Source organism: Streptomyces sp. NPDC046931 (assembly GCF_040644655.1).
Taxonomy (GTDB): Bacteria; Actinomycetota; Actinomycetes; order Streptomycetales; family Streptomycetaceae; genus Streptomyces.
Genome location: NZ_JBEYWX010000002.1, coordinates 517,807 through 539,162, shown reverse-complemented (window position 1 = coordinate 539,162; position 21,356 = coordinate 517,807). Strand labels below are relative to the sequence as shown.

Sequence of the window (21,356 nt, the reverse complement as noted above, 5' to 3'; positions counted from 1 at the left end):
GTTCTGCCGATCCCAACGCCCACGGCACGACGGATCGTTCCGCAGGTCCCTCATGTGGGTGTCCGACCACCCGGCCCTGTGGGCCGGGTGCACCCGATCCACAGGACGACGTCCCTTTCCGGGGGCGCGGACCGGCGCGCGGACCGGGCCGCCCACCGGGCCCCGCTCTGGCCTCACCCGGCCCCCAGCGGGGGCGCCGGGATGCCGCCCGCGTCCAGATACGCCTGCGGTGGCTTCAGCCGCTGGCCCGGGAAGCCGCCCTTCTCGTACTTCAGGAGCTTCTTCGCCTTCTCCGGGTCGGTCTCGCCCTCTCCGTACGCCGGGCACAGCGGCGCGATCGGGCAGGCGCCACAGGCCGGCTTGCGGGCGTGGCAGATACGGCGGCCATGGAAGATCACGTGGTGCGAGAGCATCGTCCAGTCGCTCTTCGGGAAGAGCGCGCCGACGGCCGCCTCGATCTTGTCCGGGTCCGTCTCGTCGGTCCACTGCCAGCGCCGGACGAGCCTCTGGAAGTGCGTGTCGACGGTGATTCCCGGGCGGCCGAAGGCATTGCCCAGCACCACGAAGGCGGTCTTGCGGCCGACGCCGGGCAGCTTGACGAGATCCTCCAGCCGGCCGGGAACCTCACCGCCGAACTCCTCCACCAGGGCCTTGGAGAGCCCTATCACCGATTTGGTCTTGGCCCGGAAGAAGCCCGTCGGACGCAGGATCTCCTCGACCTCCTCGGGGTTGGCCGCAGCGAGGTCGTCGGGGGTCGGGTACCTGGCGAAGAGCGCCGGGGTGGTCTGGTTCACCCGCAGGTCCGTGGTCTGGGCGGACAGCACCGTCGCCACGATCAGCTGGAAGGGGTTCTCGAAGTCCAGTTCCGGGTGGGCGTACGGGTACACCTCGGCGAGCTCCCGGTTGATCCGGCGGGCCCTGCGGACGAGGGCGGTCCGGGACTCGTTCCCGGGAGGCACGGGGGTGACGGTCCTGGCAGGGGCGACGTGCTCGACGGCGACGGTGGCCCTCTTGGGGACGGCCTCGACGTGCGCCGCCTTCCTGGCCGACTTCTTCGCGGGGGCCGCCTTTGCGCCGCGGGACGCCTTCGCGGGGGAGGCCTTCTTCGCGGGGGAGGTCCTGGCCGCCGAAGAGGTCCCTTTCGCTGGGGAGGTCTTCTTCGCCGAGGAGGTCTTCTTGGCGGTGGCTTTGGCGGGCGCCTCGGCGGTGGCTTTCGCGGCCGCCGCCTTCTTTGCGGCTGTCTTCTCGGCCGCCGCCTTCTTGGCGGTGGTCTCCTTGCCCATGGTCTCCTCGGCGGTGGTCGTCTTGACGGGCGCCTTCGCCGGCGCCTGCCGCGGCGGCGGCGATTTCTTCTGCTTTGCCGTTTTTCCTCCGCCCGCGGCGTCCTGTTCGCCCACAGCGGAATCGCGACGTACAACCACCCGCCCAGCCCCCTTGGCCTGTGCTCTCACCGGCGATTTGGACACCCGGCCAGCCTAAGGCCCGGCGCCGATATCCGCCCCGGAGCCCGCGGATCGGGCCCCGATTGGACCCCTGCCGCGTACCCCGGCACATCCGTGCGGCATCCTTGTGACAGATCACACTGTTTGGACGGTCCGGCAAAATGGGGAACACGGTCCCCTGGTATCCCGGGGAGCAAGATCCCCTGAGCAGGTCGACAAGGAGAGAACTCGTGGACGACGTTCTGCGGCGCGCCCCGCTCTTCGCGGCGCTCGATGACGAGCAGGCCGCGGAGCTCCGCGCCTCCATGAGTGAGGTGACCCTCGCCCGCGGCGACTCGCTGTTCCACGAGGGCGACCCCGGCGACCGCCTGTACGTGGTCATGGAAGGCAAGGTCAAGCTTCACCGCACGTCCCCCGACGGCCGCGAGAACATGCTTGCGGTGCTGGGCCCCGGGGAGCTGATCGGCGAGCTGTCGCTGTTCGACCCGGGTCCGCGCACGGCGACGGCCACCGCGCTGACCGAGGTCAAGCTGCTGGGCCTGGGTCACGGCGACCTTCAGCCGTGGCTGAACGCGCGGCCCGAGGTGGCCGCGGCTCTGCTGCGCGCGGTGGCCCGGCGACTGCGCAAGACCAACGACCAGATGTCCGATCTGGTCTTCTCCGATGTGCCCGGCCGTGTGGCTCGCGCGCTGCTGGACCTGTCGCGCCGGTTCGGCGTGCAGTCCGAAGAGGGCATCCACGTGGTGCACGACCTCACCCAGGAGGAACTGGCCCAGCTGGTCGGCGCCTCGCGTGAGACCGTGAACAAGGCCCTGGCGGACTTCGCCCAGCGCGGCTGGCTCCGGCTGGAGGCGCGCGCGGTGATCCTGCTGGACGTGGAGCGGCTGGCCAAGCGGTCCCGCTGACGCCCGGTACCGGCCGTACGTTCGACTGCGGGTCCCGCTTCTCCGAGGAAACGGGGCCCGTTTTCGTCACGGGGGTCTTGTTCGTCACCGGGGTCTTGAGTCATCGCCCTCGGCCTCAGGACGCCGGCTCAGTTGCCGAATGATCGTCCCGCCGTACCGTCACGCTCAGGACAAGGGACCCCGACTCCCAGGGGTACATCCGGCGTGAGGCAGCCCTCGGACTCGTCCCTGACGCCTTCCGGCCCGTCGTCACCGCCGCCCGTGAGCGGCTTCCCGTCGTCTTGGGGGCGAGGATGACGAGCGCGTACCTCTACGGGTCGATTCCGTCCTCTACGGGTCGATTCCGCGCGGGACCGCGCGCGTGGGACACAGCGACCTCGATCGGCTGGTCGCGCCGAGCGAGGAGCCAGGCCGAACGGCGACCTCGCGCTGCATCCGCCGCGGTGGCGCTCACGGGTCTCGGAGGCCACCGCCGAGGACGGCCGTCGGGGCCTCGTGCGGGGCATCTCCCGCCATCTGGTGCCATCTGGTGCGCACCGGCTTCGGCGCTCCCATGCCCAGCTGGAACGGCTGGACCAGCCACCTCGGGGAGATGGCCGACGCATTCGCCGCGTACACCCGGAGCGGGCCGCCCAGATGTGCGCCACGGCCATACGCGCATACGAGCCGAACGACGATCCGGCCGTCCTGCGGTCCTCACGTCGACGACCTCGGGCCCTGGCTCGCCGAGGAGTACGCGCGTGTTACACGGCGTCGAAGCACCCCGGCCCCAGCCGGTCCCCCGCCGCCCGGGGCCCTCAGATCAGGCCGTGTTCCCTGAGGTAGTCCATTTGCGCCCGTACCGACAGCTCGGCCGCCGGCCACAGCGAGCGATCCACGTCCGCGTACACATGGGCCACCACCTCGGACGCCGTGCGGTAGCCGTCCTCGACCGCCGTCTCGACCTGGGCGAGGCGGTGGGCCCGGTGGGCGAGGTAGTACTCGACGGCGCCCTGGGCGTCCTCCAGGACGGGCCCATGGCCGGGGAGCACGGTGTGGACGCCGTCGTCGACCGTGAGCGACCTCAGCCGGCGCAGGGAGTCCAGATAGTCCCCCAGGCGGCCGTCGGGGTGCGCCACGACCGTCGTGCCGCGGCCCAGGATGGTGTCACCGGTCAGGACCGCCCGGTCGGCGGGGAGGTGGAAGCAGAGGGAGTCGGCGGTGTGACCCGGCGTCGGCACCACCCGCAACTCGAGGCCGCCCACGCTGACGACGTCCCCGGGTCCGAGCCCCTCGTCGCCGAGCCGGAGCGCCGGGTCCAGGGCGCGCACCTTGGTGCGCGTCAGCTCGGCGAACCGCGCGGCCCCCTCCGCATGGTCCGGATGGCCGTGCGTGAGCAGGGTGAGCGCGACCCGTCTGCCCGACTTCTCCGCCGTCTCGATCACATGGCGCAGATGCCCGTCGTCGAGCGGGCCGGGGTCGACGACCACCGCCAGCTCGGAGTCGGGCTCGGAGACTATCCAGGTGTTGGTGCCGTCCAGCGTCATCGCCGACGCGTTCGGGGCGAGGACGTTCACCGCGCGCGCGGTGGCGGGACCGCTGAGGACCCCGCCGCGCGGCTGGCCGGGGAGTGCTGCGGCGTCCGTCATGCGGGGGAGCCTTCCGTCGCGTGGGTCATGCGGGCGCTTCACCCGTCGGGATGTGTTTGGTGAACTCGTCGTGCCCGGGCCAGACCAGGACGACCTGGCCGTCCTCCAGATGGGCCTCGGCCAGCACCGGCGCCAGATCGCGGCCGGGCGCGGCCTTCAGCGCGTCGGCGGCGGTGGCGTACGGCACCAGCTGGCGCAGGGTCGCGATGGTGGGCGGCATCATCAGCAGCTCGCCCTTGTCGTACGAGGCGGCCGCGTCACCGGGGCGGATCCACACGGTGCGGTCGGCCTCCGTGGAGGCGTTGCGGGTGCGCTGCCCTTCGGGCAGGGCCGCCACGAAGAACCAGGTGTCATAGCGGCGGGGCTCGAACTCGGGGGTGATCCAGCGGGTCCACGCGCCGAGCAGGTCGGAGCGCAGAACCAGTCCCCGGCGGTCGAGGAACTCGGCGAACGAGAGGTCACGGGCGACCAGGGAGGCACGGTCCGCCTCCCAGCCGGCGCCCGTGGTGTCTCCGACGACCGTCTCCGGGGTGGGGCCGGCGAGCAGAACGCCGGCCTCCTCGTACGTCTCCCGTACGGCGGCGCACACGATGGCCTGGGCGGATGTCTCGTCGACGCCGAGGCGGTCCGCCCACCACGCGCGCGTGGGGCCCGCCCAGCCGATCCGGCGGTCGTGGTCGCGCGGGTCGACACCGCCGCCCGGGTAGGCGTACGCGCCTCCGGCGAAGGCCATGGAGGCGCGTCTGCGCAGCATGTGCACGACGGGGGCGCCGTCGGTGTCCCTCAGGAGCATGACGGTGGCCGCACGTTTCGGGGTGACCGGGGTGAGCGTGCCCTCCGCGAGCGCGCGGATCCGTGTCGGCCACTCCGGTGGAAACCACTGCCCATTCGCCATGGGCGGAGGCTATCCCTTAGTGCGCGGATGTTCGAGAGGCAATGATCGCCACACCCGGCGGGTCACCTGCCATACCCGGCGGGTCACCTGCCGAGCCGGGGGGCGCCGAACGGCGACCCAGGAGGAGGTGTCCAAGGCCTGCGCGGTCTTGCGAGGCCCGATGCCGGACAGACGCGGTCACGCCTCCGCCAGCTCCACCTGGATCTCCACCTCGACCGGTGCGTCCAGCGGCAGCACCGCCACGCCGACCGCGCTGCGGGCGTGCACGCCCCGGTCCCCGAGGACCTCGCCGAGCAGTTCGCTGGCGCCGTTGACGACACCCGGCTGACCCGTGAAGTCCGCGGCCGACGCCACGAAGCCGACGACCTTCACCACACGCGCGATGCGGTCCAGGTCACCCGTGACGGACTTGACGGCGGCGAGCGCGTTCAGCGCGCATGTGCGGGCCAGGTCCTTGGCCTCCTCGGCGGTGACCTCGGCGCCGACCTTGCCGGTCACCGGGAGCTTGCCGTTCACCATCGGAAGCTGGCCGGATGTGTACACGTACACCCCGGATCGCACGGCCGGCTGGTAGGCGGCCAGCGGCGGCACGACCTCCGGGAGCGTCAGCCCGAGTTCGGCGATCCGGGACTCGACCGCGCTCATGCCTGCTTCTCCCGCTTCAGGTAGGCCACCAGCTGCTCGGGGTTGTTCGGCCCGGGCACCACCTGGACGAGCTCCCAGCCGTCCTCGCCCCAGGTGTCCAGAATCTGCTTCGTCGCGTGGACGAGCAGCGGCACGGTTGCGTATTCCCACTTGGTCATGGGCCGACTGTAGCCGCTGCGGCGACCGGGGCACGCGGCCGACCACGGGCCCGTGCGCGGCCGGGCGTGTGGCCGACTGTGACGGGCGTTGTCCACAGCCTCCCGCGTAGCCCGCGCGCGGACTGGTTAGGCTCGAAGACGTGAGCAGGCTCCAGGTCGTCAGCGGCAAGGGCGGCACCGGTAAGACCACGGTCGCCGCGGCACTCGCGCTCGCCCTCGCGACCGAGGGCAAACGCACCCTCCTCGTCGAGGTCGAGGGCAGACAAGGCATCGCGCAACTCTTCGAGACGGAAGCGCTTCCGTACGAGGAGCGCAAGATCGCCGTGGCCCCGGGCGGCGGCGAGGTCTACGCGCTGGCCATCGACCCCGAGTTGGCGCTTCTGGACTACCTCCAGATGTTCTACAAACTGGGCGGCGCGGGACGGGCCCTGAAGAAACTCGGAGCCATCGACTTCGCCACCACCATCGCGCCGGGTCTGAGGGACGTGCTCCTCACGGGGAAGGCCTGCGAAGCCGTCCGCAGGAAGGACAGAACCGGCCGGTTCGCGTACGACTACGTGGTGATGGACGCACCCCCCACCGGGCGCATCACCCGCTTCCTGAACGTGAACGACGAGGTGGCGGGCCTCGCCAAGATCGGCCCGATACACAATCAGGCCCAGGCGGTGATGCGGGTGCTGAAGTCCCCGGAGACGGCCGTGCACATGGTGACGCTCCTGGAGGAGATGCCCGTCCAGGAGACCGCGGACGGAATCACCGAACTGCGCTCCGCGAGCCTTCCGGTGGGCCGGATCATCGTGAACATGGTGCGGCCCACGGTCCTGCACGAGTCGGAGCTCGACCTCGCGCACGCCGTGCCGCGCGCGGCCCTCGCCAAGGCCCTGTCGCATGCCGGGCTAGGCGGTGCCCGCCGCGGCGGGCTCGCGGAGCGGCTGGTGGACCCGCTGCTCCAGCAGGCCGACGAGTACGCGGAACGGTTCGCCCTGGAGCGCGAGCAGCGCGTCGTGCTCACGGACCTCGGTCTGCCGCTGCACGAACTGCCGCTGCTCGCCGAGGGCATGGACCTGGCGGGCCTGTACGAACTGGCCACGGAACTGCGTCAGCAAGGGATCTCATGAGTCCGGACCCGGCCCCCACGCACGACGACAAGGCATCCACGAACCACAAGGACACGGGCTCTTCGCGCGCGCTGAAGCACGTACCCGTCCTGGAGGTCGACCCGCTCCTCGACGATCCGAACACCCGCATCGTGGTGTGCTGCGGCTCCGGTGGCGTCGGCAAGACGACCACGGCGGCGGCCCTGGGTCTGCGGGCCGCCGAGCGCGGCCGCAAGGTGGTCGTGCTCACCATCGACCCGGCCCGCCGGCTGGCCCAGTCGATGGGCATCGACGCGCTGGACAACAGTCCTCGGCGGGTAAAGGGCATCGAGGACGCCGCGGGCGGCGAACTGCACGCCATGATGCTCGACATGAAGCACACCTTCGACGAGATCGTCGAGGCGCACGCGGATCCCGGCCGGGCGGCCGCCATTCTGGGCAACCCCTTCTACCAGTCGCTCTCGGCGGGCTTCGCGGGCACGCAGGAGTACATGGCCATGGAGAAGCTGGGGCAGCTGCGCGCGCGGGACGAGTGGGACCTCATCGTCGTCGACACACCGCCCTCGCGTTCGGCGCTGGACTTCCTGGACGCCCCCAAACGGCTCGGGTCGTTCCTGGACGGCAAGCTGATCCGGGTGCTGATGGCCCCGGCGAAGGTGGGCGGCCGTGCGGGGATGAAGTTCCTGAACGTCGGGATGTCGATGATGACCGGCGTCCTGGGGAAGCTGCTCGGGGGGCAGCTCCTCAAAGACGTGCAGACGTTCGTGGCCGCCATGGACACCATGTTCGGCGGGTTCCGTACGCGTGCGGACGCCACGTACAAGCTGCTCCAGGCGCCGGGCACGGCGTTCCTGGTGGTGGCGGCCCCGGAGCGGGACGCGTTGCGCGAGGCCGCGTACTTCGTGCAGCGGCTGGCCGCCGAGGACATGCCGCTGGCCGGTCTGGTCCTCAACCGGGTGCACGGCAGCAACGCCGCCCAGCTGTCGGCCGAGCGAGCGCTCGCCGCCGCCGAAAATCTTGAAGACCCCCGCATTGTGGATCAGCAGGAAGGGAAGGCTGGACTTCGTAACTCTCCCGACACGTACGGAAGTTCAGAACCCCCCTCATCCGAAGCATCTGTTCCCGACGCAGGCTCCCCCGCCTCCACGGACCAGGACCGGAGCATCGAGCAACTCACCGCGGGTCTGCTCCGGCTGCATGCCGAACGTATGCAGCTGCTCTCCCGCGAACAGCGCACGCGTGACCGATTCACCGCCCGCCACCCCGAGGTGGCCGTGGCGGAGGTGGCCGCGCTGCCCGGCGACGTCCACGACCTCGCGGGACTACGGGACATCGGGGACCGCCTCGCGGCCAACGGGCCGGAGTACATCGAGGAGCGTGAGGCACGCGCCTAGGTGCTCCCAGCCAGGTGCCTGCCCTGCTCCCGGAGCGCCTGCCACGGCGTCCAAGCCCTCCTGGGCGTGACGTGCCGCACGCGTGAGGGCCTGAGCCGACGGCCCTTCCGGTCGTTGCCGCATGCATGCCCGGGCGGTGGGGGGTGGCGCATGCCCGTGATGGCACGGCACAGCCGTACCTCGGGCACGCCTCTGAGACGCCGGCCGACGAGGAACTCCACTCCCCGGGCCATGCCACGACCGCTCAAGGACACACCGGAAGCACCACTGGCCACCCGCGTCCGACGGCCACCAGTCAACCCGCCGACAGTCCGACCCGCGAACAGCCCAACCCGCCGACAGCCCAGCCACGGACGGTTGAACGGCCGCCCGCCAACCGGCCCGGAGCCGCGCCCGGCGGTGACCGCAGCCCGGCGGTGACCGTGCTCAGCTCACCGCTGCGTAGCTCTCGTAGGCCTCTTCCTCGTCGAGGGGCAGCAGGCCCGCTCCACGCTCGTACTCCGTACGCGCGGTCTCCAGCAGGCGACGCCACGAGGTGACGGTCGGCCGCCTGCGCAGCAGTGCGCGGCGCTCCCGCTCCGTCATGCCACCCCACACGCCGAACTCGACGCGGTTGTCGAGCGCGTCGGCCAGGCATTCCGTGCGTACCGGACATCCGGTACACACCGCCTTCGCCCTGTTCTGCGCTGCTCCCTGAACGAACAGTTCATCCGGATCGGTAGTGCGGCAGGCCGCCTGCGCACTCCAGTCGGTTACCCAGCCCATACCGGCGCCGTCCTCTCCCGAATCGAGGCTCCCCCACGGCGGCAGCGGCATATTCACCGCCGCCAGTTGAGGACGTTACGGAAGGTGGGCACAGCGCAACACCCCCTGCGGGCCCAATCTTGAATGGTCCGAACGGACTATGGGTAAGCGGCAGATCACCCGGGGGAGTGAGCTGACGACATACGTGACTTCGAAGCCAAACCAGCACACTTCAGTTGCGTCACAACGGACACTCGGGGACACACGAGGCGGATTCGGACACGCACCCAACAAAAAAGTTGGAGGAACGCCGGAACGATTCGGGGTCGCCGGACGTACTTGATACGTGGCCCTGCTGCTGTGACAGTTGTGAGCAGCTTAGGCCAAGGCCTAGACGCGTGTCCGGCGAATGAGAACGTAGGCTGCCCTCATGCCAAAGAAGCGCTCGGGCGGGGGGCTGTCCCCCGTGCAGCAGGCCGCAAAGTTCCTCGGAGTGAGTGTGCTCGCGGGGGCGGTGACGGCCGGCATCGCGCTGCCCGCGGCGGGTGCGCTCGGACTCGCGGCCAAGGGTTCGGTCCAGGGATTCGACGAGATCCCGTCCAACCTGAAGAGCCCGCAGCTGAGCCAGCGCACCACCATTCTGGACAGTCAGGGCGGTCAGATCGCCACGGTCTACTCCCGCGACCGCACGGTGGTGGACCTCAAGGACATCTCGCCGTACATGCAGAAGGCGATCGTCGCGATCGAGGACTCGCGGTTCTACCAGCACGGCGCGATCGACCTGAAGGGCGTTCTGCGCGCGCTCAACCAGAACGCGCAGAGCGGAGGGGTGTCCCAGGGCGCCTCCACGCTCACACAGCAGCTGGTGAAGAACTACTTCGTGGAGGAGGCCGGCGACGACCCGACGAAGGTCGCCCAGGCCACCCAGCAGACCCTCGGCCGCAAGGTCCGCGAGCTGAAGTACGCGATCCAGATCGAGGAGAAACTCGGCAAGAAGAAGATCCTCGAGAACTATCTGAACATCACGTTCTTCGGCCATCAGGCCTACGGCGTGGAGGCGGCCTCCGAACGCTTTTTCTCCAAGCACGCCAAGGACCTCGACCTCCAGCAGGCCGCGCTCCTCGCGGGCCTCGTCCAGTCCCCCACCCGGTACGACCCGGTGAACGACGAGGCTGAGGCCAAGAAGCGGCGCAACGTGGTGCTCCAGCGCATGGCCGATGTCCACAACATCTCCCAGGCCGAGGCCGACAAGGCCAAGAAGACGCCCCTGGGGCTGAAGGTGAGCGAGCCGAAGAACGGCTGCATCACTGCGGTCAAGGGCGCGGGCTTCTTCTGCGACTACGTCCGCGAGGTGTTCCTGAACGACCCGATGTTCGGCAAGACCAAGGCCGACCGGGCGAAGATCTGGAACCGCGGCGGTCTGACGATCCATACGACGCTGGACCCGCAGGCCCAGAAGTCGGTGCAGAAGTCGGTCAAGGAACACGTCAACAAGAGTGACGACGTGGCCACCGCCGCGACCATCGTCGAACCCGGCACCGGCAAGATCCTCGCGATGGGCCAGTCCCGTCCGTACGGCTTCGGCAGTAACGAGACCCAGATCAACCTCTCGGTCGACAAGGCCATGGGCGGCGGCGCGGGCTACCAGCCCGGTTCCACGTTCAAGCCGATCGTGGCCGCGGCCGCCATAGAGGGCGGCACGCCGGCGACCCAGGAGTACCCCTCGCCGTACGAGATGGAGTACCCGAGCCCGGTCGAGGCCTGTGACGGCAAGAGGTGGATGAACTCGGAGAACGCCAAGCTCACCAACGAGAACGAGGAGGAGCACGGCCCGTACGGCATGAAGGAGGCGACCGCCAAGTCGGTCAACACCTACTACGTGCAGCTGATCAGCGACATCGGCATCTGCCCGGTGGTCAACATGGCCGGGAAGATGGGCGTACGCCGTGCGGACGGGCTGAGCATCGACCAGGCCCCGTCGATCGCCCTCGGCACCCAGGAGATGTCGCCGCTGACGATGGCGAGCGCGTACGCGACCTTCGCCGACCGCGGCACGTACTGCACGCCCGTCGCCATCGAGTCGATCACGCAGACCATCGGCAACCAGAAGAAGTCGCTGGCCGTTCCCAAGTCGACGTGTTCGCGCGCCATGTCGGAGACCACCGCGGACACGATCAACACGATCCTCAAGGGCGTGGTCGAGGACGGCACGGGTACGCAGGCCGGTCTCGGCAGCCGTCCCAGCGCGGGCAAGACCGGTACGACGGACTTCCGCTACGCGGCCTGGTTCGTCGGCTACACGCCGAACATGGCGGGCGCGGTCTGGGTCGGCGACCCGGCGCACAAGCGGCGCATGGTCGACATCACCATCGGCGGTACCCCCTACGCCAAGGTCTACGGTGGCCAGGTCCCGGGTCCGATCTGGCGCGACATGATGACGGGCGCGCTGGAGGGCAAGCCGGTCCAGGACTTCAACCTCGTCGACATCCCCGACAGCACCCACGACGAAGAGCCGCACGACGAGGGGGACGGCCACGGGAACGGCAACGGCGGGCAGGACGACGGCGGACTGATCGGCGGGCTGATCGGCGGCCTGGGCAACGGAGGGGCCAACGGCGGCGCCCACGGCGGCGCCAACGGGACGACCGGCGGCGGCCCGGCCCCGTCACCTTCCTTCTCCATCCCGGAGGGCTGGTTCCAGGGCAACGGAAACGGCGGGAACGGCAACGGCGGACCGCGGGGCTAGCCCTGGGCCGGCCCCGCTCAGGACGCCCCAGGAGGGCGTCGCGTACGACGACGGGGGCGGCCCCTCACCCGGAGGGGCGCCCCCACTGCCGTAAGCGCCGGGCGACGGGCGGGCCGGTCAGCTACCCGCGAGGAGCTGCTTGACCACGGCGGCGACGCGTCCGCCCTCCGCCTGGCCCGCGACCTTCGGGTTGACGATCTTCATGATCTGGCCCATGGCGCGCGGGCCCTCGGCGCCCGCCGCCTTCGCCTCCTCCACGGCCTGGGCGACGATCTGCCGCAGCTCGTCGTCGGACAGCTGCTTGGGCAGGTACTCGGCGAGCACCTCGCCCTCCGCCTTCTCCCGCTCGGCCTGCTCCGCGCGTCCGCCCTGGGTGAAGGCATCGGCGGCCTCCCGGCGCTTCTTCGCCTCGCGGGCGATCACCTTGGTGACCTCGTCGTCGGAGAGCTCTCGCTTCTCCTTGCCCGCGACCTCCTCCTTGGTGATCGCGGCGAGCGTCAGCCGGAGCGTCGAGGAGCGGAGCTCGTCGCGCTCCTTGATCGCGGCGTTGAGGTCTTCCTGCAGCTTCGACTTGAGCGTGGTCATGGCTCCGATTGTCGCAGGTGTGCCGGGGCGACCGCCCCATGATTTCCGGTGGCGCGGAGGTGTTGCGACTCCCCAACTCGCGCGCGCTGCCGCCCGGCCGCGGTTGTCCACAGGCCGGCGCGTGGTGCGCCGTGATTCTGACACGATGGTCGTATGCGAGCGCGATACGGAGTGCCCCTGGGAATCACGGCGGTGGCCACCGCCGGACTGCTGTACTCGGCCGGGTTCGAGGCCCGGTCCTTCCGGCTGCGCCGGGTGACGGTCCCGGTGCTGCCGCCAGGCTCGCGCCCACTGCGTGTGCTCCAGGTCTCCGACATCCACATGGTGAGCGGACAGCGCAAGAAGCAGCGCTGGCTGCGCTCCCTGGCGGGACTGTGCCCCGACATCGTGATCAACACCGGGGACAACCTCTCCGACCCCGAGGGCGTGCCGGAGGTGCTGGACGCGCTGGGCCCGCTGATGGAGTTCCCGGGGGCGTACGTCTTCGGGTCGAACGACTACTACGGTCCCAGACTCCGCAACCCCGCCCGCTACCTGGTGGAGAAGGCAAGGGGCAGCCACGGTCTGAACGGCAATCCGCCCGTGGTCGGGGCCGTCCACAACCCCTGGGAGGACCTGCGGGACGGCTTCGACGCGGCTGGCTGGCTGAATCTGACGAACACCCGGGGGACGCTCAAGGTCCAGGGCCTGGAGATCGAGCTGACAGGCCTGGACGACCCGCACATCAAGCGCGACCGGTACGCGCGGGTGGCGGGCGGCCCGTCCACGTCGGCCGACTTCTCGATGGGTGTGGTCCACGCGCCGTATCTGCGCACCCTGGACGCGTTCACCGCGGACGGCTACCCGCTGATCCTGGCGGGCCACACCCACGGCGGGCAGCTGTGCATCCCCTTCTACGGCGCCCTGGTCACCAACTGCGACCTGGACACCGACCGGGTGAAGGGCCTGTCCCGGCACACGGCGGAAGGCCTCACCTCCCATCTGCACGTGTCGGCCGGCTGCGGGACGAACCGCTACACGCCGGTACGGTTCGCATGCCCGCCGGAGGCGACACTGCTGACGCTGGTGGGCCGGGAGTAGCGGAGCCACCGGCCCGGTGGTCTCCCGCGCAGGGGGCGGTGCCTAACCCACCTGGACCACCCATATCGCCCGTTTTGCCCGATTTGCTTAGCGTGAGGGCATGATCGGCCCGCTTCCCAAGGACATCCCGGACCTCCCTCCGGTGCCGGGCATGCCGACGCTGCTGCCGTCCACCGTGCCCTCCACCGCCGTGGTGGCCGTCGTACACCACCCGAAGGTGGCCGCCTACCGCCTGATCGTGGCCCTGACGGCCGCCGCCGCGGTGGCCGTCGACCTGCGCCTCGGCAGCCCGGCACAGGTGCTGAGCTACTTCACGATCCAGGTCAACGTACTGCTCGCGCTCGTCTTCGCCCTGTCGGCGTGGCGGGCGTGGACGGCCCACCGCCCGCTCCCGGCCCTGGTGGCCGGAGGCACGATCTTCTACGCCCTGATCGTCGGCCTCGTCTACCACGTGCTCCTGGTGAACGAACCGGGCCCCTTCTCCATGACCGGCCAGACCGGCGCGCCCACCGGCTGGGCAGCGCTCACCAACCAGATCCTGCACACCCTGATCCCGGTCGCGGCGCTGCTCGACTGGCTGCTGATGACGAGCCCGGTCCCCCTGGGCCTGCGCCAGGCGAGGACCTGGCTGCTGTACCCCATGACCTACCTGATCTTCTCCCTGATCCGCGGCGAGCGACTCCCGCCGGGCGCACCGGAGCGCTACCTCTACCCGTTCCTGGACGCGGGCCGGCTCGGCTACAAGAGCGTCCTCGCCAACGCACTCCTGCTCGGCCTGGCGTTCTTCGCCCTGGCCCTCTTCATGGTCGCCCTCGACCACGTCCGCCCGGACCCCACCCGCCGCCAGAAAACCGGATTTCGTCTCCAGCCGCCAGTGGGCTAAAGTAAACGTCGTCGCCGCGACAGGCAGCGACATCGGGGTGTAGCGCAGCTTGGCAGCGCGCTTCGTTCGGGACGAAGAGGTCGTGGGTTCAAATCCCGCCACCCCGACAGAGAAACACCAGGTCAAGGGCCTGATCCTCACTGAGGATCAGGCCCTTCCTGCTTCTCCGGTGATCGTTTGGGAGAAAGCTGGGAGAAGATCTTGGTCGGCGTCTCCCGAGCGGCGGCCCGGCGCCTCGTCCTGAGACGTTCCATAGGCAAGCTCGGGTCCTACGCGTCCGCGAATCGGAGGCCCGCGTTGAGCCGGAGCCTCGACCTCAGCAAGACCGTAGACCGGTGAGCCTGTAACTGGCGGCCTCCGCCTACGGACAGCCGACTCCGCGCCCTGCAGGGCTCCTTCGCCGCAGCGCAATCGGAATCGGAATCGAGAGGGTCCCCTCACACGGGTCATGCGCCTGGAGGTCCCGATTCGCCGGGGACCAGGATCCCGACACATGGCCACTCGTCCCGCGAACCCTCAGGAGCACGCTCGCGTACGTGCCCTCGCGCAGCGTGTGCGTGGGCTCCGCGAGGAGCGCGGCTGGACGCGTGAGCGCCTCGCCAAGGAAGCCGGCGTCCAGCCCGGCACCCTCGCCCGCCTCGAAAGCGGCGAGCGATCCAGCCAGGTTTTTTCACGGTCGGCTGGCTTGCAAAGGCCCTCGAGGTATCTCTGGATGAGCTGTTCCGGCAGTCGAAGGTGAGCCCTGGCCTGTGGCCCGCCAGGTACGAGGGTCGAGACATCGACTCGTTCGTCGCCTCGCTTCTCGATGCGCAGATCGACGTAGTGGCCGACGTGCGCCTGACACCGATCAGCCGCAAGCCGGGCTTCAGCAAGACCCGCCGGGGCAGCTCAGGGCGCTGATGGTGACGGCCGTGACCATCCATGCGTGCATGCGCATCAGATCAGTTCCTCCTTGTTTTCCTTCAGAGACAGGGCGTCGGTTGTCGGGCTGTGGTCGTCGGGACGGTCGGCCGGCACGTGTGCAGCGGCGGACCGATCGGCGTGCTGGTCGAGGTCCTCAGCCTCGGTGCCTTGTACGGATGCAGACGGCGCTGCGTGGCTGCCTCGAGCCGTGCGGAACTGAATGGTTGAACCGAGCGGCAGGCAGAGCACGAGGATTCCGCCGGACATGGCCAGGGCGAAACTCCACAGGCCCATCATGAGAGCGATGGAGAGGTGGAAGAGGAGACCGGCTCCCATGGCCCACCACCGCAGTCGCTGCGGAAGCAGCAGGGAGATCACCAGGCTGCCTTCGATCACCAGGGGGAGCCAGGTCATCAACGCAACTCCCAGTGCGCTGCTGATGACCGGTGCGACTAGGGTGTCGAGCCACGAGGCCGGACCGAAGTCGAGGTTGCTGCCCCAGTACCACATGGCAGTGCCGCAGCTCACCAACCAACTCCTCGCGCACGGACGCAAAGGTCGCTGACATGCTGGTCACCATCGACCGCTCCTCGCCCCAGAGCCTCGCGGAGCAGATCGCGGCCTCCGTACGCCGCAACATGGCAGACGGCAAGTTCGGCAAGGGCGACCGCCTGCCGCCCGCCCGCGCCCTTGCCCGCAGCCTGGACATCAATATGCATACCGTCCTGCGTGGCTACCAGATCCTCAAGGACGAGCGACTCATCGAGCTCCGTCCTGGACGCGGGGCAGTCGTCACCGCCGATGCCCCCAGCCAGGCCCTGGTCATCGAGGCATGCCAGCACTTCATCGACCTCGCTCAACACACAGGGATGGCAAGTCCCGACATCCTCCAACTCGTCACGGACCGCCTCAAGCCGACCGCCTGACGAGACATGCGGGCCGTTCGAGACCACCGCACCCCCACGCCGACTTGCAGCACTACTCTGAGCAGCTAGGCGGGCACGTGTCCCTCAACACGGCGGCGGAGGTAACGCTGATGGTTGGGGCTGATAGATCACTGCGTCGACTACGTCTGCTGGTACTCGCCGCCGTTGGGCTGATGGCCGTGGGCGCTTGCAGCAGCGGCTCTATCGTCCGATCCGCTGCTGACGCAGCGGCAGCGAAGCGCGGGATAGATGCCTACTTTGAAGATCAGGAACGTACGCGGCGGGGACTGAATGACCCCATGGGAATCCGCGTCCGCACGATGATCGATGAGTCGTCTCTTGAGCAGATCGACGACTATGCATGGCGTTACTCGTACGTGCGCGAGCGGACAGTCATGGTTGGTGACGCAGGCTGGGAGCCATGGGCAACAGGTCGTGAGTGCATGTGGGTGGACGACCCGGGCGATGGTTCAGGCGGGTTTGAGGGGCTGTGCGTGCAGACGCTGACGGCTGGTCAGATCGAGCGACTAGCGAGGGAGGGTAAGTGGCCTTCCGATCTCCCAGCACGGCGACCACGAGGCGAAGCCTTCAACGCGGTGAGTGTCGGGCGCACCACAGGGGCATCAGATCGAGCGGGGAACAGCGGGGAATCACGGTGAATGCGGCCGAGCCCGTAGAGGCCACGAACCAGACATTCGCCCACCCATGAGGGCCGGGCTTGTCAAGCGTAGGCGTGGTCCCGACACGCGGCTTTTGTTCTGTGCCGGAGGTGCTTTCGTTTGTGGGCCTTCCTGGCTTGTCCGGCAGGGCTCTGCCGTGCGGAGGGCCGCTGCTGTCGGGAGCGAGGAAGCGTCACGAGTCCTCAGGTATGTGGTCGTTGATGTCCCCGATGTTCTGATGCCTGGCGGAGTTCGCAATCATCCGCCACCGGCCTTCAATGGCTGCCTGACCAGTTCACTGCACCTCTGCAACTACCCAGCCGATAGTTCGGGGTGAAGAGGTCGCGTGCCACAGTCGTGCCAGATACAGGGGTCAGCTGCGGTCAACAGCGGGGACGGGCGGGTGCATCCGTGCCCGTTACCCCAACCGATGAAGCCGCAGGTCACCGGCAAGACACCCCATCCTCTCTCCTAAAGCGGGTGTCGGTTGCCTCGTTGCCCTGGTCTTTGTCCAGTGCGCCCACGGCCAGCACCGTTCACCGCCATGCGCGCAACCCCCTGACCTGCCCTAACCCCTGCGAACGCCCCCGGACGGCCGCGCGGACAGTTGGAAAGCGTGCACCTGTCCAGCATGCAGTGAAGATACGGCGCGGGCGACGGTCACGCACCGTGTCCACTGGCCACGACCCCGGCGGTATCTGCGTCTCGTCTGCCGATCCATCATCTGTCGTCTGCCTGTGGGAGGTTGGTGGCTACTTTGAACTTTAGCTAGGCGCGGGTGACGCTGACGCCGCCAACCAGGCCCCAGGCGTCGATCCGGACCGTCGGGCCACCCGGCTCGCTCGGGCCATCGTCCTTCACTCCGCCCAGGCGCAGCCCGTGGACCTCTACCCGGACGTCGCGGCGGACTTTGAGGCTGACGCCGCCGATCAGGCTCAACTTGGTGATGCGCAACTCGGTGCCGTCCGGGATGTCGATGTCCGTCAGATCGACGTCGGCACCACCGATGAGGGAAGCGGTGACGGTTCTCTCGTGGAGGGTGGCTCCTGCCAGGCGATGACCGCCGATCAGGCTCACCTTGATGTCGGTCTTCTGTGGCTTCACCCTGTTGCTCTTCGTCATGGGAAGTACCGTACGGACGTCGGCCCGCGAGCCACAGTGCTCTGCATCCGGTATTGCGTATGACAGGTGTCATGCCTGAGCCGACACCGAACCTGAGTGGAACCAGGCGGGCGTTCCTGGCCGAAGCGGCAGCAACCGGCCCCTCCAGCAGCATGGGCCTGGGTGACGGGGAACGGTCACATCGCGAAAATGGCCCGAGCAGTTCCCACGTTCCCTCAAGAGTCGGTGGGTACCCACTGACGCACACCGTGGTCGTTCGTGCCGTACCAGTAGTGGGGCAGGCCCTTGATGCTGCTGGTGCGGAACGGGTGGCCGTGGTCGTCGATGCGGACCGTGCCGGTGCGCCCCTGGGATGACCAGTCGAGTTCCAGGTACCAGGTGCAGTCGTAGGCCTCGGTCGTCGCGGTGACCTGCAGCACCTCCGGGTCCTCGGCGGAGACGCGGTAGGGGAACTGCACTGCGGGGACGGGCTTTCCGCTGTCGTTGCCGGGGCGCGCGTGGGCGATCGGGCGGTCGACGTCCAGGTTCACGGAGAAGTTGCGGGGCGGCAGATCACTGCCGCAGCCCTGGCCCATGGCGTACGCGTTGCCGGTGACCGGGGTGCCGCGGCTGACGATACGGACCCGGAGGGCCGCGAGGACCACGGCCGTGGACGACTTCCCCTGCACCGAGATCTGCACCATCGTCTGCCGCCCAGGTACCGCCTGCTGCGTCGCTGCCCATACTCCGGCGTCCTGCTCTACCGGCGGCGGGGGCACCTGGGCCGGCTCCTTCCCCATGACGTAGTCGTGCCCGCAACCGCGGTCCCAGATCCGCGAGTCGGCGGTCCACGCGAGCGGCACACCGGTTGGCACGGGGGCGTCGCTCTTCGTCTCAGCCGACGATCCGCCCTTCGACTCGGGGCTCCCTGAAGCCCGTACTCCTGTGGAGGGCGAGGCCGAAGAACGGCTGGGGGAGGGGCTGGCCGCAGTGGCCGAGGGGTGATGTGAGGTACCGGTTCCTGTCGTCCGGGACTGACCGGGGGCCTTGGCGGAGTTGCCGTGAGACCGGTCGGCCGACAGCGCCGACATACTGCCCAGCGTCACCAGCAGTACGGTCGCCGTGGCTTTGCCGACGACGGTACGGCGACGGCGGTACCAGGGCCGTCCAGTTGAGCGGACCGCATCGCAGTGGGCCGTCGACTCGTAACTGCCCGGTCCGGGAGCGTCGGGAGCAGCCAGTGCGGCGTCGGGGGCGCCCGCATCGAGTCGCGGTGATGAACCGCTCGTGCCGTCCCCGTCACCACCGATGCCGTCGGCGCCGCCACCCACACTGCGCGTGCTGCCACCCGCACGCCCCGCTGTCCGGCTGTCCGGACCCGAAGCCCGCTCGTCCCCTGTCGGCTTCAGTGCCCCTTCGGTCTGTGTCGGCTCCGCTGCCTCCTCACCCGCCCTCGGCCGCTGTCGTGCCGTCACCGCGAGCAGCCACAGGCGGTGCAGATCGAGGCGTTCCTCCGGCGTTGCTCCGCAGAAGGCGGCCAACCGCTCCACCGGGGCGTAGTCCTGCGGGACCGTCTCGCCCGCGCAGTAGCGGTGCAGCGTGGAGGTGTTCATGCCGAGACGGCGGGCCAGGGAGCCGTAGCTCCGGTCCGTGCGGTCCTTCAGCCGGCGCAGCAGCGCCGCGAACTGCTCGACGTCGTCCTCGGTCGACACCGCTCCCCCAACCTCCCACGTGTCCCCGTATCTCAGGCTGTCCATATACCTGCACGTCAGGTGGGCTGGGATGGTTCCACCCTCGCCGGGCGGGCGTCCGGCGTTGCGCGGAGCCGTCGTGACGGCTGATGCTCTTGGTGTCGCACCGACCAGGGCCGGACCGGCCAGTCGGCAGCGGGCGACAAATGACACTCATCCACTCACCCACGGGGGACACCCATGCCCCAGCGCACCCGAGCAGGCCCGCCCCTCGCACTCGCCGTCACGGGCTCGCCCTCGGCACGACGCTCGCCACACCGGCAAACGTCGCGGCCAAGGCGTCGGCTTCCTCACGGCGGCCCATCTCCCGTCGTATCCAAACTCGTCCTGAAAGGTCGGCAAGGTCACCGCCCGCGTACCGGAGGCGGTGGAACGGGACCGCTGTCCACGCATGGCGCTGGGCGGCGACGGCCCGGACCTGGTACCGGGAGCTCCGCATCGAACTGGACAGGAGCGACCGTCCGTCAGGTCAGAGTGCAGTTGTCCAGGACGGCTGTGGCGAAGGGGCGCTTCTCGCGGCCGAGCAACGACATCAAGTCCGGTGCGCACGCATCGAGAAGGCCGGCCCGGACACCAAGGCCACGCTGAAGGACTACGGCACGCTGCCTGTCGAGGAGAGCGGGCACGGCTACGGCCTGCACACGGTGACCTCCCGGGGCGTCCTTGACACCCGTCTGGCGACTTCCGGCATGCGCCGGTGAAGGCCTTCAAGAAGACGGCCGTCACGGGCCGTGGACAAGCTCCGCTGACCGCATGACCGAGGCCGCCCTCCGCCACGGGGGTGGGGAGGGCGGCCAACCGACCGCTGACAGGGTCACGGCGCGACTCAGCAGGACTTGGTGTCGTCGATCGCACCCAGAGCCGCGGCAGGAGGGAACGAGTCCGCGCAGCAGCAGATGTTCATGACTCCGGGGCAGCGCTCGCTGACCCGAAAAGGCGATAGCCACACGACGGCCCCGGCACGAAGACACCGGGCCGTGAGCAACCACATATGGACCAGAAAAGGAAGACGCACATGAACAGGAAGTCCCCCGCACACCGCCGTCCGGGTCGCCGCGCGGCCGTCGCCGCCGGCCTCGTCCTGGCTGTCGGACTCGGTGTGTCGACACAGGTGTCGGCACAGGCATCCGTCCATGCCCCCGCAAAGTCGTCCGCCGCCGCATCGCAGTCGGTCAGCGGCACGAGCGGCCAAGTGGTGACCCGGGTCGCCGACTTCTACGGCGCGTACATCGACGCGATCTGCGACTACACGGACCCGGACGCCACGCTGGAAACGGTGCTCCGCAAGCACTACCTGACGCCCGACTTCGCCAAGCGACTGGCGGACTGGGAGAAGAAGCACGGGGCGGACGGTGTCCTGCGTGCCCAAAACGTCCCGCGGAAGTGGACGGTGACCGACAACGGCGCCGTGGGTAACGGCCATGAGGTCATCGTCACCCTGACCTTCGGCAGCGGGGAGACTACGCAGAAGATCAAGCTTTTCGTGCTGGTGGAGCGGTACAACCACATCGTCGACATCGGCACCACGAGCAACCGCTGACAGCGGAGCCGCTCCGCCCGGTCTGTCATGGTCAACCTCACGACGGACGAGAACACACCCATCTGGCGAGTAACCTACTGGTATGTAAAGGGCGATATCCTCACTTCAAACGCCTTCACCATCCTCGCCAGCGTGGGCGGCATCCTGGCGATCACGTCAGGCATAGCGGCTGCATTGCAACCACTGTTCGGTGGTTGGTGACGGAGCTAGCTGACATCCACGTCCGACTGTGAGGATGTCGGTGGTGTCGCCCGAGGCGGTCTGACGCCGACCA

At 69.1% G+C, this 21,356-nt stretch carries 21 protein-coding genes, 1 tRNA gene and 1 pseudogene; 13 read left to right on the top strand and 10 right to left on the bottom strand.

Annotated elements, in window-relative coordinates; all coding sequences use genetic code 11:
- Window positions 1-173 precede the first annotated feature (173 nt).
- Entirely contained in the window at window positions 174-1,397 is a 1,224-nt protein-coding gene (gene nth, locus ABZ876_RS06485; protein WP_361775155.1) for an endonuclease III, read from the bottom strand.
- Between the two features lie 275 nt (window positions 1,398-1,672).
- On the opposite strand from nth, the gene ABZ876_RS06480 reads away from it, so the two are divergent.
- Entirely contained in the window at window positions 1,673-2,347 is a 675-nt protein-coding gene (locus ABZ876_RS06480) for a Crp/Fnr family transcriptional regulator (protein WP_103837943.1), read from the top strand.
- Window positions 2,348-2,544: 197 nt separating this feature from the next.
- Window positions 2,545-3,117, top strand: a pseudogene (locus ABZ876_RS06475) (nucleotidyltransferase); the annotation flags it as partial.
- Between the two features lie 27 nt (window positions 3,118-3,144).
- Here the strand turns inward: ABZ876_RS06475 and ABZ876_RS06470 are convergent.
- The 4 genes from ABZ876_RS06470 to ABZ876_RS06455 form a co-directional block, all read right to left on the bottom strand.
- The gene (locus tag ABZ876_RS06470) at window positions 3,145-3,975 is read right to left on the bottom strand and encodes an MBL fold metallo-hydrolase (RefSeq protein WP_361775152.1); all 831 of its coding nucleotides are present in this window, start codon (window positions 3,973-3,975) and stop codon (window positions 3,145-3,147) included.
- A 25-nt stretch (window positions 3,976-4,000) separates the two neighbouring features.
- Window positions 4,001-4,870 (bottom strand): NUDIX hydrolase, encoded by an 870-nt coding sequence (locus ABZ876_RS06465; RefSeq protein ID WP_361775149.1) that lies wholly within the window; start codon window positions 4,868-4,870, stop codon window positions 4,001-4,003.
- 177 nt (window positions 4,871-5,047) lie between these two features.
- Window positions 5,048-5,515: a RidA family protein gene (locus ABZ876_RS06460; RefSeq protein WP_361775146.1), complete on the bottom strand. Its 468-nt coding sequence runs from the start codon at window positions 5,513-5,515 to the stop codon at window positions 5,048-5,050.
- The gene (locus tag ABZ876_RS06455) at window positions 5,512-5,673 is read right to left on the bottom strand and encodes a DUF4177 domain-containing protein (RefSeq protein WP_003975360.1); all 162 of its coding nucleotides are present in this window, start codon (window positions 5,671-5,673) and stop codon (window positions 5,512-5,514) included. The genes ABZ876_RS06460 and ABZ876_RS06455 overlap by 4 nt, the downstream gene beginning before the upstream one ends.
- A 140-nt stretch (window positions 5,674-5,813) precedes the next feature.
- Between ABZ876_RS06455 and ABZ876_RS06450 the strand changes: the two genes are divergently transcribed.
- Together ABZ876_RS06450 and ABZ876_RS06445 are read left to right on the top strand one after the other, a co-directional pair.
- Window positions 5,814-6,791, top strand: a complete 978-nt coding sequence (locus ABZ876_RS06450; protein ID WP_361775143.1) for an ArsA-related P-loop ATPase — start codon at window positions 5,814-5,816, stop codon at window positions 6,789-6,791.
- Entirely contained in the window at window positions 6,788-8,164 is a 1,377-nt protein-coding gene (locus ABZ876_RS06445) for an ArsA family ATPase (RefSeq protein ID WP_361775140.1), read from the top strand. The genes ABZ876_RS06450 and ABZ876_RS06445 overlap by 4 nt, the downstream gene beginning before the upstream one ends.
- Before the next feature lie 426 nt (window positions 8,165-8,590).
- On the opposite strand, the gene ABZ876_RS06440 is transcribed toward ABZ876_RS06445, so the two are convergent.
- Window positions 8,591-8,929 (bottom strand): WhiB family transcriptional regulator, encoded by a 339-nt coding sequence (locus ABZ876_RS06440; RefSeq protein ID WP_234512202.1) that lies wholly within the window; start codon window positions 8,927-8,929, stop codon window positions 8,591-8,593.
- A gap of 409 nt (window positions 8,930-9,338) precedes the next feature.
- On the opposite strand from ABZ876_RS06440, the gene ABZ876_RS06435 reads away from it, so the two are divergent.
- On the top strand, window positions 9,339-11,654 hold the full coding sequence (locus tag ABZ876_RS06435; RefSeq protein ID WP_361775136.1) for a transglycosylase domain-containing protein: 2,316 nt from the start codon (window positions 9,339-9,341) through the stop codon (window positions 11,652-11,654).
- A gap of 117 nt (window positions 11,655-11,771) precedes the next feature.
- On the opposite strand, the gene ABZ876_RS06430 is transcribed toward ABZ876_RS06435, so the two are convergent.
- Window positions 11,772-12,239, bottom strand: a complete 468-nt coding sequence (locus ABZ876_RS06430) for a GatB/YqeY domain-containing protein (RefSeq protein WP_361775133.1) — start codon at window positions 12,237-12,239, stop codon at window positions 11,772-11,774.
- Window positions 12,240-12,392: 153 nt separating this feature from the next.
- On the opposite strand from ABZ876_RS06430, the gene ABZ876_RS06425 reads away from it, so the two are divergent.
- The 5 genes from ABZ876_RS06425 (at window position 12,393) to ABZ876_RS06405 (ending at window position 15,102) form a co-directional block, all read left to right on the top strand.
- Entirely contained in the window at window positions 12,393-13,319 is a 927-nt protein-coding gene (locus tag ABZ876_RS06425) for a metallophosphoesterase (protein WP_361775130.1), read from the top strand.
- A 100-nt stretch (window positions 13,320-13,419) separates the two neighbouring features.
- On the top strand, window positions 13,420-14,202 hold the full coding sequence (locus ABZ876_RS06420; RefSeq protein ID WP_361775127.1) for a Pr6Pr family membrane protein: 783 nt from the start codon (window positions 13,420-13,422) through the stop codon (window positions 14,200-14,202).
- 33 nt (window positions 14,203-14,235) lie between these two features.
- Window positions 14,236-14,309, top strand: a tRNA-Pro gene (locus ABZ876_RS06415).
- Between the two features lie 341 nt (window positions 14,310-14,650).
- Entirely contained in the window at window positions 14,651-14,941 is a 291-nt protein-coding gene (locus tag ABZ876_RS06410) for a helix-turn-helix transcriptional regulator (protein WP_361775124.1), read from the top strand.
- Window positions 14,938-15,102, top strand: a complete 165-nt coding sequence (locus ABZ876_RS06405; RefSeq protein WP_361775121.1) for a DUF488 family protein — start codon at window positions 14,938-14,940, stop codon at window positions 15,100-15,102. Before ABZ876_RS06410 ends, ABZ876_RS06405 begins: the two co-directional genes overlap by 4 nt.
- Before the next feature lie 36 nt (window positions 15,103-15,138).
- Here ABZ876_RS06405 and ABZ876_RS06400 read toward each other — a convergent pair whose 3' ends face one another.
- A complete protein-coding gene (locus ABZ876_RS06400) occupies window positions 15,139-15,633 on the bottom strand; it encodes a hypothetical protein (RefSeq protein WP_361775119.1) in 495 nt (164 codons plus the stop codon).
- Between the two features lie 38 nt (window positions 15,634-15,671).
- Between ABZ876_RS06400 and ABZ876_RS06395 the strand changes: the two genes are divergently transcribed.
- Window positions 15,672-16,031, top strand: a complete 360-nt coding sequence (locus tag ABZ876_RS06395; protein ID WP_361775116.1) for a GntR family transcriptional regulator — start codon at window positions 15,672-15,674, stop codon at window positions 16,029-16,031.
- A 1,427-nt stretch (window positions 16,032-17,458) separates the two neighbouring features.
- On the opposite strand, the gene ABZ876_RS06390 is transcribed toward ABZ876_RS06395, so the two are convergent.
- Both ABZ876_RS06390 and ABZ876_RS06385 read right to left on the bottom strand, forming a co-directional pair.
- Window positions 17,459-17,812 (bottom strand): hypothetical protein, encoded by a 354-nt coding sequence (locus ABZ876_RS06390; RefSeq protein WP_361775113.1) that lies wholly within the window; start codon window positions 17,810-17,812, stop codon window positions 17,459-17,461.
- A gap of 215 nt (window positions 17,813-18,027) precedes the next feature.
- Window positions 18,028-19,548 (bottom strand): helix-turn-helix transcriptional regulator, encoded by a 1,521-nt coding sequence (locus ABZ876_RS06385; protein ID WP_361775110.1) that lies wholly within the window; start codon window positions 19,546-19,548, stop codon window positions 18,028-18,030.
- A 1,009-nt stretch (window positions 19,549-20,557) separates the two neighbouring features.
- Between ABZ876_RS06385 and ABZ876_RS06380 the strand changes: the two genes are divergently transcribed.
- Window positions 20,558-21,082, top strand: coding sequence for a hypothetical protein (locus tag ABZ876_RS06380; RefSeq protein WP_361775107.1), 525 nt, complete (start codon window positions 20,558-20,560; stop codon window positions 21,080-21,082).
- 27 nt (window positions 21,083-21,109) lie between these two features.
- Window positions 21,110-21,283 carry a hypothetical protein gene (locus ABZ876_RS06375; RefSeq protein ID WP_361775104.1) on the top strand — a complete coding sequence of 58 codons (174 nt, stop codon included), beginning with the start codon at window positions 21,110-21,112 and terminating at the stop codon, window positions 21,281-21,283.
- Window positions 21,284-21,356 lie beyond the last annotated feature (73 nt).